Below are 16,932 nucleotides of genomic sequence, written 5' to 3'. Positions count from 1 at the left end.
TGCTTCGTGAAGGTAAAAGAGGGTAAATTTTATGATAAATTAATTATATTTAATAAAACAGCAATATGATGAATCAAAATTTGTTAAGCATTAAAATGATAGTGCTTACTTGCTTATTATTTATCTCTAGCCAGTTATTTGCGCAAAACGAATTAAGTCCGAGGCAAACCTATCCCGATTTATTTGAGAAAGTTCAAATGGCAAGAATTTATCCTGATAGTAAGTCTTTTGCAGATGCCATTCCAAAAAAGAGTCCTTCAGAAATCATGAAGGCTTATAACACACTAAAAAACAACCAAAATTTTAACTTAACGGCATTCGTAAATGAATATTTTAATATGCCAGAAAGCCATCATGCGAGTTACCAATCAGATATTAGCGCAGGTATAGAAAAACACCTGGATACCTTGTGGACGGTTTTAAAAAGAGATCCTGATACGGCTTCCACCTACCAAACATCACTGCTGCCATTACCGAAGCCCTATATTGTTCCCGGTGGCCGGTTCAGGGAAATTTATTATTGGGATTCTTATTTTACAATGCTTGGTTTGCAAAAGGCCGGTAGATCAAAAACCATAAAAGATATGGTTGACAATTTCGCTTACCTCATTAATAAATATGGTTTTATTCCTAATGGAAACCGTACTTATTATTTAACACGTTCACAGCCCCCGTTTTTTGCTGCTATGGTTCAGCTGCTTACCCAGCACAATAAAAATGTAAAACTTGCAGATTATAAGGACGTTCTGGAAAAAGAATATAATTTTTGGATGAAAGGTGCTAGCCAGTTAAGCAATGGCAAAGCGATAAACCATGTGGTAAAACTTGCAGACGGCACTATTTTAAACCGTTATTATGATGCCGGCGATCAGCCCCGCGAAGAATCGTACAGGGAGGATTTTGAAGCCGCTAAATTAACCAAAAAGGTTCCGTCCACATTTCTTAGAAATGTACGCTCTGCTGCAGAATCAGGTTGGGATTTTAGCAGCAGGTGGTTTGCCGACGGTAAAAGTTACAACCAGATTATTACCACGGATCTGCTTCCGGTTGATTTAAATACTTTATTATATAATCTCGAAACTGCCATTGCTACGGCAAACAATGAGGCAGGCAACAAAACAAAAGCTGCTCTATTTAATAAAAAAGCTAATCTGCGTAAAATGGCTATCCTAAAATACTTCTGGAACAAAAAACAGGGCTTTTTTACCGATTATAATTGGAAAAACCGATCACTTTCTAACCAGCTTACACTTGCAGCAGCATTTCCATTGTATTTTAAATTAGCAACATTGGTACAGGCCAAAGCTGTTAAAGAAAAACTGGAAAGGAATTTTCTTAAAACAGGTGGCTTAATTACCACATTAACCACCACAAAAGAGCAATGGGATTCGCCAAATGCATGGGCACCGCTGCAATACATCAGCATTACGGGCTTGCGCAATTATGGATACAATAAACTGGCCGATACCATTAGTATGAGATGGATAAACCTTAATATTTCTGTATTTAAAGGCACCGGCAAATTAATGGAGAAGTATAATGTGGTAGAAACGGACAGTAAAGGTGGTGGCGGGGAATATCCACTTCAGGATGGCTTCGGTTGGACAAATGGAGTACTCTTGAAACTGATGAAAAACAACTAAGTAAGTATTTCTTTTTCATTGTTTTTCAAATCGATTTTTATAAAAATAAAAGAGGCCGTACCGTCAGCAGCATATAATCAGACTGTTAACCGTTACGGCCCCTGGTTTGGATATTAAATTTTAATATCCTGGATTTTGTATAAGGTTAGGGTTACCAAGTTGATTATCGGGAATAGGGAAAAGCAGGCATTTAGTCTCACTTGCCGGTTTTTCCTGCCATGCAGTAAGGAATTTACCAAAACGGATTAGATCCTGTCTCCTAAAGCTTTCCCAGTATAACTCACGTCCACGTTCGTCCAATAAAATATCCAATGTTAAATTTGGCAAAATTGAAGCGCCCCTAACGGTTCTGATCGAATTTACAATGATTAAGGCAGGAGCCGGTTGCGATGTTCTTAACTGGGCCTCGGCTTTCATCAATAATACATCGGCGTAACGGAAATAAACCCAGTCGTTGTCCGGTTTTCTTGAACCTGCATTCGCATAGTCAATTGGGTATTTAACTACCCTAATGCCTGCAACTTCTAGGTGGTTTGGATCACGTTCAATAATTGAGACTTCTGGTGTAAAGGCTAAAGGATTACCTTTTCTGTCTTTCAAAGCAACACCATTTTGATCAAACTGCTGACCAACAAGGAAACCAACCCTGATACCAGAAATGTTTGTTTGTCCGGTGTAACTACCACCCCTTCTTTTATCGCCCGCCTCAAACTTATTGTAGAAGTTAGATAATGAAGAAAAGCCATTATAGCCATTAGGATTTTGGTTATAGTGTAAAGTACATTTCCATTGTCCATCTAAATCGCTACCATCATTTCCTGCAGTATTTTCAGCAGTAAAAATATTTTCTTTAGATAAAACATTGTTCGTAGGTGCAAAGTTATCGAAATAGTTTGCAGATAATACGTACCCACCAGTTGAAATCTCATCAGCTAAAGCGATTACTTTCGCCATATCTGCAGCATCGAAAGTTGGCGCAGCGCGATTTAAGAAAGCACCTTTATTAAGGTAAATTTTCATTAAAAGTGTTTTAGCGGCATTCTTATTCGCCACATTTGCAGGCCCATTTGGTAAATCAGGAATAATAGCATTTAATTCGGTAATTAAATAAGCAATTTCATCAGCTGCATTTCTAACCTTAGAAGGAAGTGTTACACCTTCCCCAGTTTCACGGTAAGGAACTTGTCCCCAGCCATCTAAAATAGAAAATTGAGCGAAAGCTCTAAGAAAACGAGCTTCCGCAGCTTGTGCTGCATTAGGATTAAATCTTAAAACAGTTGTAGCGGCATAACTGATGCTATTTAAATCCCTAAAGACACCGGATATTCTTCCATCGTCTGCAGCCCATTTGTGTAAATGAAGCGCTCTCCATGCACCATTATCATCCCAATCACCAGCTCTGGTAGGGACAATTGCTTCATCTGAAGTAACTTCCTGTAATGCAGACCAATTCCATGGCGCTTGATATGGGCCTCGCATAGCAATATAAGCTGCAGAAATTAATCCTGGTACATTTCCCTGAGAAAGTGTGCCCGAATTTACTTGCCCGTGCAGATCTTCATCAAGTTTTGTACAAGCTGAAAAAGTAATAGCTATTACTCCCAAGCAAAAAATATATTTATTTTTCATATTGAAAAAAATTAAGTTATAGAGAAAAATTAACACCAAAATTGAACGTTCTTGCTGTTGGATAAGCAGTATAATCTATACCCGCTGAAGGAACACCATTAACACTTTTATTTATATTGACTTCTGGGTCAAAGCCTGTGTATTTGGTAATCACGAAAAGATTTTGCCCGTTAACATAAACATTTAGCGATTTGATTGCTTTACCAATGTTACCGATATTGTAGTTAATTGTAGCATTAGCCAATTTTAGGTAGTCTCCTTTTTCTATATACCTAGATGATGCTGCAATAGGATTAGCAAGTGATTCCTGAATCTCTGAATTTAATAATCCTGATGAGACATTTCTATTACCCAAGTTTGAAATCGCTAATACAGAATTTGCGGTATTATTATAAATACTTTGTCCGAATGCTCCATTAAAATTCGCGGTAAAAGATATTTTTTTATACCTAATATTTGTACTCAGACCCATAATAAATTTTGGATTAGGATTACCAACATAATATTTTGTAAATCCATCATCGGTATATAAGGAGAAGCCATTCGCATCTAAACCGTTGTATTGTCTGGTTACCATAGCAAACAATGGCAAGCCATTTTGAATAACCTCGGTAGTTACATCGCTTAACCCTTGACCGCTTAATGAACCAGTTTTTATTAAATCATTTAAATTTTTGACTGTGTTTTTGATATAAGTTACATTACCACCTAAGGACCATGATACGTTATCCTTTTCGATGATATTGGCATTCAGATTCATCTCCAAGCCTTTGTTGATAATCTCACCATTCAAATTTTTCCATGTAATTACATTTCCTTGCTCTGCAGGAGCAAATGCTGTCTGTGGATATAATAGATCTTTTGTTGTTTTGTTAAAATAATCGATACTTCCCGTTATTTTATTTCCAAATAGTCCAAAATCTACACCAACGTTAGTTTGTTTATCTTCCTGCCATTTTAGATTATCATTTTGATTATTTATACCTACCTGAGGTATAGGATCTCCCGCCTTACTAGGTGTTCTATACACGAAACGCTGTTGGGAAGAGCCAGAAGGAAAATCCTGATTACCTGTTTTACCATAACCCGCTCTAATTTTTAATAGATCTACCCACTTCACATCGGTAAAAAAACTTTCTTGTTTAATGTTCCAGGCTATTGCAAATGAAGGAAAATACCCATATTTATTATTTGCACCAAACTTTGTTGAACCATCAGATCTAATTGTTGCTGTTAATATGTATTTATTATCATAGTTAAAAATACCCCTAGCGAAATATGATTGCAATTCAGTTGTAGGATCGTAGCTTGTTACAAATGTTCTGTTCGACTTTAGCGTAGCTTCAAATGCATCAGTATAGTCAAGAGGAAGATCACCAAATCCAGTTGCAGTGTTAACTGCGGTTTTATTTATAAAATTTGAGTATTCATATCCGAGTACTACATTTACATTTAGTTTATTTACAACCTCCTTATTAAAATTTAAAGTATTTGTAAATTGTTGTGTTACTAGTTCTGTATTGGAATAACTCGCATATCCGCCTAAGAAATCTCCAGAAGGCTGAATACCCTGAAGATTTAAAGTACTTCTGGTTGATGCTCTTCTGATACCTGTGCTGTAATTAACACTGGCCAGCATACGATATTCTAACCACGGCGTAATTTTATAGTAAGGAGAAACGCTTCCCAAAATAGTTGAAACCTTTGCCTTATCACTGTTTGCAGCCAAAGCCGCTAATGGATTGATGGTGGTAGAACCGTAATCGATAAATAAACTGCCATCGGGCTTATAAAAAGATTGGGTAGGGTTCCAGGATAGTGCCTGACTTATTAAACTGCCTGTAAAACCAGCATCGGTGGTAATTGGTGCAATATTTTCTAAATATTGGTTACTGATCATGTTTACATCTAAACCCAGTTTTTTGCTCTCTAAAAATTTAAAGTTGCCATTAAAACCTGCGCTGTATTTTTTAAAGTCGGATGCTTTAATAATTCCCTGTTGATTTTGGTAAGCTAGTGAGGCCCTGAAAGTATTGCCGTTGGTGCCACCGCTAATTCCTACAGAATAGTTTTGGTTGTAAGCCGTACGCAACACTTCGTCCAATGCATTAACACTGGTACCAAAATCGCCTGCGGTAAGATTGTACTTTTTCAGTGCCGCCCGGTATTCATCGCCACTAAGTACATCAACTTTCCGGGCAATATTACCTACACCTGCTGATGCGCTCACATCCATTTTAGTTTCGCCCGACTTTCCTCTTTTCGTGGTAATCAAAACAACACCATAAGCAGCACGCGAACCGTAAATTGCTGTAGCCGATGCATCTTTTAATATCTCCATCGACTCGATATCGGCCGGATTGATAAAGTTTAAAGGATTGCCATCGGGCGCTGTACCGATACCGGCGCTTGTTGATGGCCTGGCCGATCGTCCATCAAGTGCTACCCCATCTACTACATAAAGGGGCTGCCCTGTTCCGGTAATGGCAGAATTACCCCTTATCCGAACGGTAGAGGCACCGCCCGGTTGCCCACTGTTATTGATCATCTGTACACCTGCAACTTTACCCTGTATCAATTGATCGGGCGCATTTAACGGGCCTTTATTAAAATCTTTGGCCGATACGGTTGTTGCAGCTCCTGTTAAATCATTTTTTCGAACGGATGCATAACCGATAACTACAACGGCCTCTAAATTATTCAGCGAACTTAAGGTAATGTTTAGCAGGGTTTGATTATTAATATTTACAGTCTGTGATTCATAACCCACAAAACTTACCGTTAGCCGGGCTGTTCCGGTTGGAGCAGTAATCTGATATTTACCTTCAGCATCGCTTTGGGTTCTTGTACTAGTACCGGTTAACTGTACAGTTGCGCCCGCTAAAGGCGTTTTATCACTATCGTATATTATACCTTTTACGGTGATTTGGGCAAAAGCTGCTGTGCTCAATAGTAGCATCAGGAGACTAAAGCCTATCAGTTTCTTTAATGAATGCAATTTCTGTTTTAGGGATAGAACAGACCAATTGCTGGTTAAAGTAATGTTCATAATTGATTTAATTAATTGGTTAGAAAATAGGAGTATTTAAGGATTCAGGATTTTCTGATTTAAGGTGGAGTATGTTTCATAGTTTCTACTTTTTATGTTCGTATTAGTCGATTATACCTTTAATATTTGTGCAGATGGGACAATTCAAAATTTACGGGATCGTTCCCGATATTTATGATGCCAATATGATTGAGCATTTTTAACTCATATTTATTCATATCTACAAGCGAAAGACATTTTGTTGGCATATTTTGATAATTGTAAAGATCATTTCCTTTATTTTCAAAACTGCTGGCAATAGGCAGCGGCTGGCCGGTAATGAAAGAAAGCAGGAGGGATAAAATGATAAACAGTTTGAATTGTCTCATAATTTTCGGTACAATAAATCGAATCCCTACGAATAGGAACCTGAGCTATTGTGATTTAGTTTAGTATTTGGTTAATGTAATGATTAATCGTCAACAGCAAGTAGTTAAATCTACGCGCAATATTAACTTTATAGTATGAATATAACTTATAAATCATATAAAACCATAAAAATTGAATTATTTCTAGCTATAAATTGCATAATACATCTCTTAAGAGCCGAAAGAAACTGATATAAGGATTGCAACATGGCGCCTCTTTTTAGCCGAGAACAACAGTTAAATGATATATATAGAGCTGTTTAAAACTACAAAAATTACAACTCAAGAAATATCTGATCAAAAAGCTTAGTCGATGGTTGAGAAAGGAGCGTATTGGCCAATTGGCTGATCGGGGGAGATTTGGGTACCTCTTTAATTGTGCATTTAAATTATAAATGGTTCTTTAAAATGGCGATGGATATATTTCAGGAAATTCTGTTATACAAAACACAACTGAAGAATCTATTTTAATGGAGAGCGGGTCTGAGGGATGTTAAAAACATTGAGGCTATATGTAGTTATACATACAGCCTCAAAAAAATTATCTTGCTGAAGGACCTTTCATTTGATAATCTTTAGGTGGTTCTGCTCCTAAAAGATGCTGTACAAAGTAATCCCAACGGCGACGCGTCATATAAGGTGAGTATTCACCATAACCATGGGCACTATTTGGAAAAATAACCAGATCGAAAGATTTATTTGCTTTTTCTAATGCCTCTACAACCAATAATGTGTTGTAAGGCGGCACGTTATCATCCATCATACCATGAACCAACATCAGTTTCCCTTTTAGATTTTTAGCATAGTTCTGGTTGGCCTGTGCTTCGTAATCAGAATTTTCTACCAAACCATTGTAACGCTCGCCCCAATCATCCTCATAGTTTCTGTTATCATGATTTCCTGATTCGGAAATTCCTACTTTAAAGAAATCCGGATAACGGAACATGGCCGCAGCAGTGGCAAAACCTCCGCCCGAGTGCCCCCAGATACCTACCTTTGTTGTATCGATAGGGTATTTGGCAGAGAGCTGCCTGATGGCCGCAATCTGATCAGGCAAAGTATTCTCAGCCATATTACCATAGCTCATATCATGAAAACTTTTAGAGCGGTCTGGATTACTGGTCCCCTCTATTACCACAACAATAAAGCCCAGTTCGGCCAAAGCCTGATTATCGCCACGTGAGGCAGCGAAAGACCAACTGCCTACGCTACCGCCCTGAGGACCCGGATAAATATAATCGATAACCGGATATTTCTGCCCTGCATCCATTTTCGTCGGTGTGAAAACCAATCCGTAGATATCGGTTTTACCATCTTTGGCTTTAACAGAAACCGGGATAGGTGCTTTCCAGCCTGTAGCAGTTAATCTAGATACATCTGTCTTCTCTAAAGTATTGATCAGTTTTCCGCTGATACTTCTTAAAACCGTAACAGCTGGTACATCTGGTTGCGAATAAGTGTCTACAAAATATTCGAACGATGGAGAAAATACCACCTGATGGTTACCTTCTTCAGGGGTTAACAATACTAGATTTTTTCCGTCGAAACCGATTTTGTATAAATGACTGAAATAAGGATTGCCTTTTTCGCGGCCGTTAGCCATGAAGTAAAGCGTACGTGTTTTTTCGTCTACTTTAACTAAACGGGTAACCACGAAATCGCCTTTGGTAATCTGGTGTTTCAGTTTTCCGTTGGTAGAATCGTATAAATATAAATGCCCCCAGTTATCTCTTTCCGAATACCAGATAATCTCTTTAGACGCTGGAAGGTAACGCCAGTTAATGGCTCCCTGACCAGATTCGTACTGTGTTTTTACCGTTTCTTCGAAAACTTCGCGAACGGCACCCGTTGTGGCATTGGCAATGCGGAATTTTTCATTTTTATGATCGCGGGAGGTAGACAAAAATGCCACTTCAGTGCCATCTGCTTTCCAATCGATATCATCAAAAGTACCACTGCTCGAAATATCATCGCTTAAGGTAGCACGGTGTTGATCTGCAGGGATGTTTAACGAAACCATCTTAGCGTTTTCTACATCAATCACAACTCTTCTAATGGTTGCAATCTGCTTATCGCCAGGTAAAGGATATTTCCAGGCTTTTAATACTGGCGCACCAACATTTGTGGTTACCAGGTACATGTCTTTCGAGTTTCTTTGGTCTTGCTGAAAAGTGGCTATCTTTTTCGAATCAGGCGACCAGCGCAAAATTGGCGCATCGCTATGTTTCCATCCCGCATTATCGGTAGCATAACCATAATCTTTAATGCCGTCAGTAGTCAATTGTGTTAATTTTCCCGTGGCCACATCTTTAACAAAAAGGTTATAATCTTTAATTAAAATAGCTTTTTTCCCATCGGGAGATAGAACTTCGTTCCGGCTGGCCCCACGACGTGATGGTGTTGCACTGCCATTATAATCGGTAGTTGCAGTTTTTGTTTTCTTTACCGGATCTACCAAAAAAGTCTGTTCAGTGCCATTCGTTTTTGTAGTGTACCAGAATTTATCGCCGTCCAGCCAGTTAGGTTGTACGCTGGCATTATCGATATACTTTGCAGTATTATAGCCCATAAAACTTTCCGCCCTTTCGTAATCTTTAACGGTTAAGGCCTTCTGCTGAGCATTTGCTGTAATGGCCAAAGTACAAGCCGTTACGGTAAGCCAATGTTTATTCATCATGTTAGTTAATCTTGCGATAAAAATAAGACTGTTTTAGGAAATGATTGGTATTAATCATGATACAAATTTAGGTGTTATATCGTTTTTAACCACAAAGAACATGGAGAGAAGGCGCGAAGGGCACAGAGCTGGGAGCATAGCTTTCCACAATTTTTTTATCATACAATTTATTTTGCACCATGTTAACCCTTTGGTTACCTTTTTGTTACCCCAGACGTTTACCTAAAAGATATTTTTGATAATAGAAATGTGTAAACAAGGTTATTCTTGTGAGCAGTTGGTCGCCAGAAAGAGCAGTAAGGAGGTTATAAAATCTCCACATACCCATCCGGTCCGTTCAACCTGATCCGCTGCCCGTCTTTGATCAGTTTGGAGGCATTTTCTACGCCGACCACCGCAGGCAGTCCATATTCCCTTGCAATCACAGCACCATGCGTCATTAATCCGCCAACTTCGGTAACCAGGCCTTTAATTGAGACGAACAATGGCGTCCAACTGGGGTCGGTAAATGAGGTAACCAGTATATCTCCATCTTCCAGATCAGCATCTTCCATGTTTAGGATTACACGTGCCCGTCCTTCAATCATTCCCGAAGAAACCGCTAAACCTACAATGGCCTCTGCAGGAAGGTTCTCGCGATTGTACTTACCGGTAATAACTTCGCCATCAGAGGTAATTACCCGCGGCGGCATAAGTTTTTCGTATTTACCATACTCTTCTTTTCGTTTAACAATAATCTGGTAATCAATTTGATGTGTGCATACCACTTCACGAAGTTCTTCAAAAGTGAGGTAATAGCTATCTTCTTTTTCATGAAAAACATAAGCATCTACGAGTTTATCGACTTCTTTTAGTAAAGCCTGCTTATAAACGAAAAAGCGGTTAACTATGCCGTATTTTGGATATTCGCGATAACCCGCAAAATTTCGGAGCAGGCCGATCATTTGTTTTGTTTCCAGGGCTTTTTGTTCACCATCTGGCAATGGAGCCAATCTATCCAATAGTTCATTTTCCTTTTTTAAAGCTTCCTGTTTCCCTTGCTCAAATTTTCGCTTACCAGCATTGTGCTCAAAGTTTTTGATATTGCTAAGGATTAAGGGAATTAATATCGATGGTTTTTCGCTCCAGCGTGTGTTCGTAATATCAATTTCTCCAGCACACCGCATTCCGTATTTTTCGAGATATGTGTAGATTGCATTCCGCGTTTTCTTTCCGCCATCAAATTGAATCAGGTCATCTAAAAAATTACCCTTCCGCGTCTCTTGTAAATAATTAATGATTTCCGGATAAGGGCGGATTACATCTGCAACATCCAATAGTGCCAAGCCCATTTCTGAAGTAATATTGTTGGGTGCAGACTGAGACAATGTATCTGCGGGATTTTTTTCTCCCAACCATTCTTCCATCTTTTCATTGAGCCAGGATGAAGCATTCATTGCGGCTATGACCACCCCCATATGTTGCGAATCAAATATCATCTTCTTTGATTGCCCGATGTCTTCCAGGATAAAATCAAAAAGATCTGCACCTGATTTCGTTTGGATATTTTGTTTCAGTGTTTCTACTGATGCCTCATTAGTTTTGATCAGACCAGCAACGATAGCAGGATCGTTTCCTATCTGCGCTAAAATATCGGCAGCCGACAGGCCTTTAGTACTTTTAACCAGCACCGGTCCTTTTCCGTCATCTGGTAGTTGTTTTATAAAGTCGCCTCTTTCTGTGATGGTGATCAATGCGTCTTTAATGAGCGGATCATGTTGTCCCATCGCATCTAATAAATTTCTTTTGCCGGTTGCAGTGGCCAAACTATCTGTTACATCAACAAACAACCTTCCTCCGGCTTTAAACATTGGCCTGGCAGCCCTTAACTGCCATAACGATAGCCCCAGTGGCTTCATGGCACCAGTCATCATTTGCTGATGGCCTACAGATATATACACATGATTTTCAGCATCATTTGTTTCTGGGATGGGATATAAAGTGGTAACTGGCCTACTCTGCACAATATAAAATCTACCATCAACCAAACACCATTCGATGTCCTGCGGATGGCCGAAGTGTTCCTCAATCTTTCTACCCAACTGCCCAAGCTGTAAAATCTGTTCATCTGTAAGCGCTTGACTATTTTGCTCTTCGACTGGAAGTGCTTGAGATTTTGTACCGCCATCTTTTAAGGCATAAATAGTCATTTTCTTAATTGATATTTTTTTATTGATAATCCTGCCACTGCACACCTGATAATTATCGGCATTTACCAGGCCTGAAACCAGTGCTTCACCCAGCCCAAAACTGGCATCAATAGATAACATTTTCCGATTTCCTGAAACCGGATCGGCAGTAAACAAAATTCCTGCAGCCTGCGGAAAGATCATTTTCTGCACAACGACAGCTAATTGCACTTTCCGATGGTCAAAGCCATTCTGGAGGCGATAAATTACCGCCCTATCGGTAAATAATGATGCCCAGCACTTGCTGATGTGTTTTAGGATAGCTGTCTCTCCGATAACGTTCAGGTAGGTGTCCTGCTGTCCGGCAAAAGATGCTGATGGAAGGTCTTCGGCGGTAGCACTTGACCGCACAGCAAAGGCCTCATATTTGTCAAAACTCGCCAGACACCTTCCAATCTCTTGGACAATATCATCCGGAATGGATATATTTTCGATAAGCGCCCTGATTTTTGCACTCGTTTTACTAACCGCCTGCAAATCTTCTGTTTTAAGCTGGCATAATTCATCCAGTAAACCATTAAGTTCCTTATTGCCTGCGGTTATTTCTTTATAGGCTTCTGTGTTTATGCAAAAGCCATCGGGCACTTGTATCCCTTCAATTTTTGATAGTTCGCCTAGATTGGCGCCCTTGCCCCCTACTTCTAAAATAGCAGACCTGTCGATTTTCTGAAAACCAATTACATATTTACCCATATTTTTGCTGTTTTTATCTGGTAGAAATTCATTCCTCTTTAAGCACATTTTTAAGGAACAGATCCAAAAATATAGGCTATAGTACTGGAAAACAACGTTTTTTAACTATAATTTTCTAAACGCAATAATGGTAGAAGCATTGGCGTTATCCTTACAACAAAGCGACAATAATTAAGAAAAAATTATTCCTGTTTTTCTCCCAATAAGGCGCTTTTAACTTCCCCCCTTTCAAAAAAACAGCCGTCATTTAGACTACAAGCAAACTCAATTTGGCTACGTCAGCATCTGCGCTTTGCCGCAACTTTGTATTGTTAATTTAAAACAATAGAAAATGCAAAAGACAATTTTTATTACAGGAGCTTCTACAGGTTTGGGAAATGCTGCTGTCAAATAATTGTAATCTTAGTAGATATCACAAAAAGATATTTTGTTAAAACAAGCAATAAAATCATATCTTTTATTCTTATAATTACATTTTTGTAAAAATAAGATGTTTTTAAAATACTTATAATTACATTTATGTAGAAATAAGGAGAATTATGGATTTTAATAACATTCCTACTGAGAAAAGAATCGAGCGCCTTCAGTATGAAAACCCCTGGTGGACAACAAGCGAGGTACAGGAAATTTACAGACAAATGTCAAGAAGATTATATTTTGATCTATTTTATCCTCACGTTAATGAAACCGATATAAAAAGAGCTGTTGTGCTAATGGGCCCGCGCCGCGTTGGCAAAACGGTAATGATGTTTCATGCTATCGAAAAATTGATCGAAGAAATGGTAAATCCTCAAAAGATTTTCTTTGTAGGCATTGATAATCCTATATATATGCAAATGGGCTTGGAAGATCTGCTCATATTAGCAAAAAATGCTGTACAGCTAGATTCTTTGTCAGGCTGCTTTGTTTTTTTTGATGAAATACAATATCTCAAAGACTGGGAACGACACTTAAAGGTACTGGTTGATCAATATCCCACTACGAAATTCATTGTTTCAGGCTCGGCGGCCGCCGCCTTAAGGCTTCAGAGTTCAGAGAGTGGTGCAGGAAGATTTACCGACTTTATGCTCCCACCACTAACTTTTCATGAATATATCCACCTTAAAGGACTAGACAATTTAATTCAATCAAAAGAAATCTTATATAGCGGAAAGAAAATCCCTTATTATACTACTCACGACAACAAGGCACTGAATAAGGAATTTTTCCATTATCTAAACTTTGGAGGTTATCCCGAGGTAGTATTGTCTGAAAAAATCCAGAGCGATATGGGCAGGTATATAAAGAATGATATTGTAGATAAAGTTCTATTAACGGATTTACCAAGCTTATACGGCATCAAGGATGTTCAGGAATTGAACAGCTTTTTTAGTTATTTAGCCTATAATACAGGGAACGAATTTTCATTTGAAAGGCTATCTAAGGATAGCGGAATTCAAAAGGAAACCATTAAAAAATACCTTGAATACCTAGAAGCAGCCTTTTTAATAAAGGTGATTAATAAGGTTGATGATAATGCAAAAAAGTTCAAAAGGATAACAAGTTTTAAAGTTTACCTTACTAATCCATCATTGAGAACAGCACTGTTTTCGCCTATTGAGGAATCCGATCAGGAGACAGGCAATATGGTCGAAACGGCAATATTTTCACAATGGATGCATCGGGATAATATGGATCTTAAATATGCCCGATGGAAAATGGGCCGATCAGAAGGAGAGGTTGATATGGTATCAATTGATAATAAACTCTTCAAACCACAATGGTGTGTAGAAATTAAATGGAGCAATCGATATTACGACAAATCCCGTGACTTGGAAAGCCTGTTATTCTTCTGCAAGAAAAATGGTTTCAAGGCATCAGTTGTAACTACCATGGATATCTTAGGTAATAAAACGGTTGACGAGCTAGAATTGACTTTTTTGCCCGCGGCAGTATATGCTTACAACATAGGAGCAATTACACTTGATAAAAAAGCACTTTGGTAACCAGAGATATTCCAGAATCACAACTAGAATATAAATTTTGCGGAGAGGGCGGGATTCGAACCCGCGGTACCTTGCAGTACACACGCTTTCCAAGCGTGCTCGATCGACCACTCTGACACCTCTCCGTGCTGGATTGCAAAAGTATATCTTTTATTGATAAAAAAAATGCTCCCGATTAAAATCAGGAGCATTTTATAAATATGATATTAGAAATTAATCTATAACTGTAATTTTTAACATGTTGGTTTTACCTTTTGCTTCCATTGGGATAGCGGCAGTATTGATGATGATATCACCTTGTTTAACCAATTTCTTGCTTTTCAAGAATTCGTTAACCTCGATGATGGTGTTATCGGTACTTTCCCACTTATCGTAGTAGAAACCTCTTACACCCCAAAGTAAACTTACTGCATTCAATAAAGCCCTGTTGCTGGTAAAAATAAAAGTTAAAGCTTCCGGACGGTGACTTGAGATTTCGAAAGCAGTATAACCGCTTAATGTCATCGACACAATACCTACCGCGTTAGTTTGTTTCGCTAAGAAACAAGCTGAATCGCAAATGGCATCGCTTAAGAAAGATGGCGATTTTGGTTTTAAAAACTTATCAGGATTGAAAGGATAGTTGTTCTGCTCAATGTTCTGGATAATTTTTTGCATTGTTTCGATCACGATCAGCGGAAATTCTCCAACTGAGGTTTCGCCGCTTAACATTACTGCATCAGCACCATCTAAAACAGAATTCGCCACATCATTCACCTCTGCACGTGTTGGGCGAGGTGTAGTGATCATACTCTCTAACATTTGTGTAGCCACAATTACAGGTTTAGAAGCTGCTCTACATTTAGCAACGATCATTTTTTGTAACAATGGAACTTCTTCCATCGGACATTCAACACCTAAATCGCCACGGGCAACCATAATTCCATCAGAAACAGCGATAATTTCATCGATGTTAGCGATAGCTTCCGGTTTTTCTATTTTAGCAATTACACGGGCAGTTTTGCCACGCTCTGCAATAATCTTTTTAAGTTCGATAATGTCATCAGCCTTACGCACGAAAGATAAACCGATCCATTCTACATCATTTTCTAAAACAAATTCTAAGTTTTCGCGGTCTTCTGGTGTTAATGAAGGGATAGAAACCTTAGTATTTGGCAGGTTTACACCTTTTCTTGAAGTTAAAATACCACCGTGAACAATCTCGCAAACTACTTCATCCTTTAAGTTGGTAGAAATTACTTTCATTTGAAGCTTTCCATCATCCAAAAGGATAATTTCGCCTGCCTGAACATCCTGAGGGAAGCTTTGGTAAGTGATGTAAATCCGTTCTTCGTTACCTACACATTCGGTAGTGGTAATTACGGTAGTTTTACCATTGATCAGGTTAATGCCTCCTTCTTTTACTAAACCGATACGGATTTTAGGACCTTGTAAATCGGCAAGGATACCTACATTATAGTCGTATTTTTTGTTTAAATCGCGGATGGTATCCAAAACCGCCTGGTGATCTGCTTGTGATCCGTGCGAAAAGTTTAAGCGGCAAACATCTAAACCTGCGTTAAACATACTATATAATACATCTGGTTTTGCTGATGCAGGCCCAAGCGTGGCAACAATTTTAGTTCTCGAATGAAAAGGTTTCATTTAATTAATTGATTTTAGCAATGCAGTTTAAAGCATTAATTATTATCTAAAATAATCAAACTGCATCAAATTTTATATATTTTGTTCTTTTGTTCTTTGTTTGTAACCGTCAAATATAGTGTATTTAATACACCAAGTATATAATTTTTATATTACCAAATTCTCACGGCTCTTTAACTTGGCCGGATCTATCTTTGCAGCCACCTGTATATCAGGCAGTTTATTTAAACCATTGATTAAATAATCCAAATCTTCCTTATCGATAAATTCTTTAATAATAATAAAAAAATCTACCTTGTTCATCTCCGGAATTAGAAACCCATCGCTGCTTTTATTGCAAATTAAGTAGTATTCTACCTCCCCTTGCTCTACAAAAAAGTAATATTTCGAGAAACACCAGGCTGGTTCGTCGATATTAAAAAATATTTCATGGTCTTCTATTTTTTCAAATTGAGTATTTAACCGGGTATTAATTTTGTGGCAAAGCACATAGTCTTTTAAGGGTGCTGTGATCGCAATTAGTATAAAATCAAGGTCTAAGGTAAGTTTTAGGTAAGTCTTATTCAAAGCGAAATAAATTATTTACAGAACGAAATTAAAAAACTAATTCTATATTCGCTGTGTTATTGAGATACCAAAATTACGTATCGAAATAAAAACATTTGAAAATTGTAAGAATTTATTTTTCTTTGCACAGAATTATTTAACCATTAAATTATAAAATTATGTCTGATATTGCTTCAAGAGTTAAGGCTATTATCGTAGAAAAACTAGGTGTTGACGAAAGCGAAGTTACGCCAGAGGCTTCATTCACCAACGATTTAGGTGCAGATTCTTTAGATACCGTAGAATTGATTATGGAATTTGAAAAAGAATTCAATGTAGCTATTCCTGATGATCAGGCTGAAACCATCGGTACAGTTGGTCAAGCGATTGCTTATTTGGAAAAAAACGTTAAATAGAATTACGCTTTTTCA

The 16,932-nt window shown here is 38.1% G+C and carries 10 protein-coding genes and 1 tRNA gene; 3 read left to right on the top strand and 8 right to left on the bottom strand.

Annotated features, from left to right (window positions below; translation table 11 throughout):
- Window positions 1–65 precede the first annotated feature (65 nt).
- Entirely contained in the window at window positions 66–1,643 is a 1,578-nt protein-coding gene (gene treF / locus ACTJKN_RS25490; protein ID WP_440828444.1) for an alpha,alpha-trehalase TreF, read from the top strand.
- A gap of 120 nt (window positions 1,644–1,763) precedes the next feature.
- Here treF and ACTJKN_RS25485 read toward each other — a convergent pair whose 3' ends face one another.
- From ACTJKN_RS25485 to ppsA, 5 genes are all read right to left on the bottom strand, one after another.
- Window positions 1,764–3,272 carry a RagB/SusD family nutrient uptake outer membrane protein gene (locus tag ACTJKN_RS25485; RefSeq protein ID WP_440828443.1) on the bottom strand — a complete coding sequence of 503 codons (1,509 nt, stop codon included), beginning with the start codon at window positions 3,270–3,272 and terminating at the stop codon, window positions 1,764–1,766.
- A gap of 16 nt (window positions 3,273–3,288) precedes the next feature.
- Window positions 3,289–6,321 (bottom strand): SusC/RagA family TonB-linked outer membrane protein, encoded by a 3,033-nt coding sequence (locus ACTJKN_RS25480; RefSeq protein WP_440828442.1) that lies wholly within the window; start codon window positions 6,319–6,321, stop codon window positions 3,289–3,291.
- A 119-nt stretch (window positions 6,322–6,440) separates the two neighbouring features.
- On the bottom strand, window positions 6,441–6,689 hold the full coding sequence (locus tag ACTJKN_RS25475; RefSeq protein ID WP_440828441.1) for a hypothetical protein: 249 nt from the start codon (window positions 6,687–6,689) through the stop codon (window positions 6,441–6,443).
- A 580-nt stretch (window positions 6,690–7,269) separates the two neighbouring features.
- On the bottom strand, window positions 7,270–9,405 hold the full coding sequence (locus ACTJKN_RS25470; protein WP_440828440.1) for a DPP IV N-terminal domain-containing protein: 2,136 nt from the start codon (window positions 9,403–9,405) through the stop codon (window positions 7,270–7,272).
- 305 nt (window positions 9,406–9,710) lie between these two features.
- Window positions 9,711–12,374 carry a phosphoenolpyruvate synthase gene (ppsA, locus tag ACTJKN_RS25465; RefSeq protein WP_440828439.1) on the bottom strand — a complete coding sequence of 888 codons (2,664 nt, stop codon included), beginning with the start codon at window positions 12,372–12,374 and terminating at the stop codon, window positions 9,711–9,713.
- Window positions 12,375–12,865: 491 nt separating this feature from the next.
- On the opposite strand from ppsA, the gene ACTJKN_RS25460 reads away from it, so the two are divergent.
- Window positions 12,866–14,311: an ATP-binding protein gene (locus ACTJKN_RS25460; protein ID WP_440828438.1), complete on the top strand. Its 1,446-nt coding sequence runs from the start codon at window positions 12,866–12,868 to the stop codon at window positions 14,309–14,311.
- A gap of 40 nt (window positions 14,312–14,351) precedes the next feature.
- Here ACTJKN_RS25460 and ACTJKN_RS25455 read toward each other — a convergent pair.
- From ACTJKN_RS25455 to ACTJKN_RS25445, 3 genes are all read right to left on the bottom strand, one after another.
- Window positions 14,352–14,436: transfer RNA gene (locus ACTJKN_RS25455), tRNA-Ser, on the bottom strand.
- A gap of 88 nt (window positions 14,437–14,524) precedes the next feature.
- Complete coding sequence (gene pyk, locus ACTJKN_RS25450; protein WP_029274995.1) at window positions 14,525–15,955, bottom strand: pyruvate kinase; 1,431 nt, start codon at window positions 15,953–15,955, stop codon at window positions 14,525–14,527.
- A gap of 147 nt (window positions 15,956–16,102) precedes the next feature.
- Window positions 16,103–16,522 (bottom strand): IPExxxVDY family protein, encoded by a 420-nt coding sequence (locus ACTJKN_RS25445; protein WP_230144333.1) that lies wholly within the window; start codon window positions 16,520–16,522, stop codon window positions 16,103–16,105.
- 158 nt (window positions 16,523–16,680) lie between these two features.
- On the opposite strand from ACTJKN_RS25445, the gene ACTJKN_RS25440 reads away from it, so the two are divergent.
- Window positions 16,681–16,917 (top strand): acyl carrier protein, encoded by a 237-nt coding sequence (locus tag ACTJKN_RS25440; RefSeq protein WP_008508386.1) that lies wholly within the window; start codon window positions 16,681–16,683, stop codon window positions 16,915–16,917.
- Window positions 16,918–16,932 lie beyond the last annotated feature (15 nt).

It is taken from the genome of Pedobacter sp. 22163, from assembly GCF_052045595.1.
GTDB lineage: Bacteria > Bacteroidota > Bacteroidia > Sphingobacteriales > Sphingobacteriaceae > Pedobacter.
The sequence above is the reverse complement of the archived record's forward strand: the minus strand, read 5'-3'. Positions and strand labels throughout refer to the sequence as shown.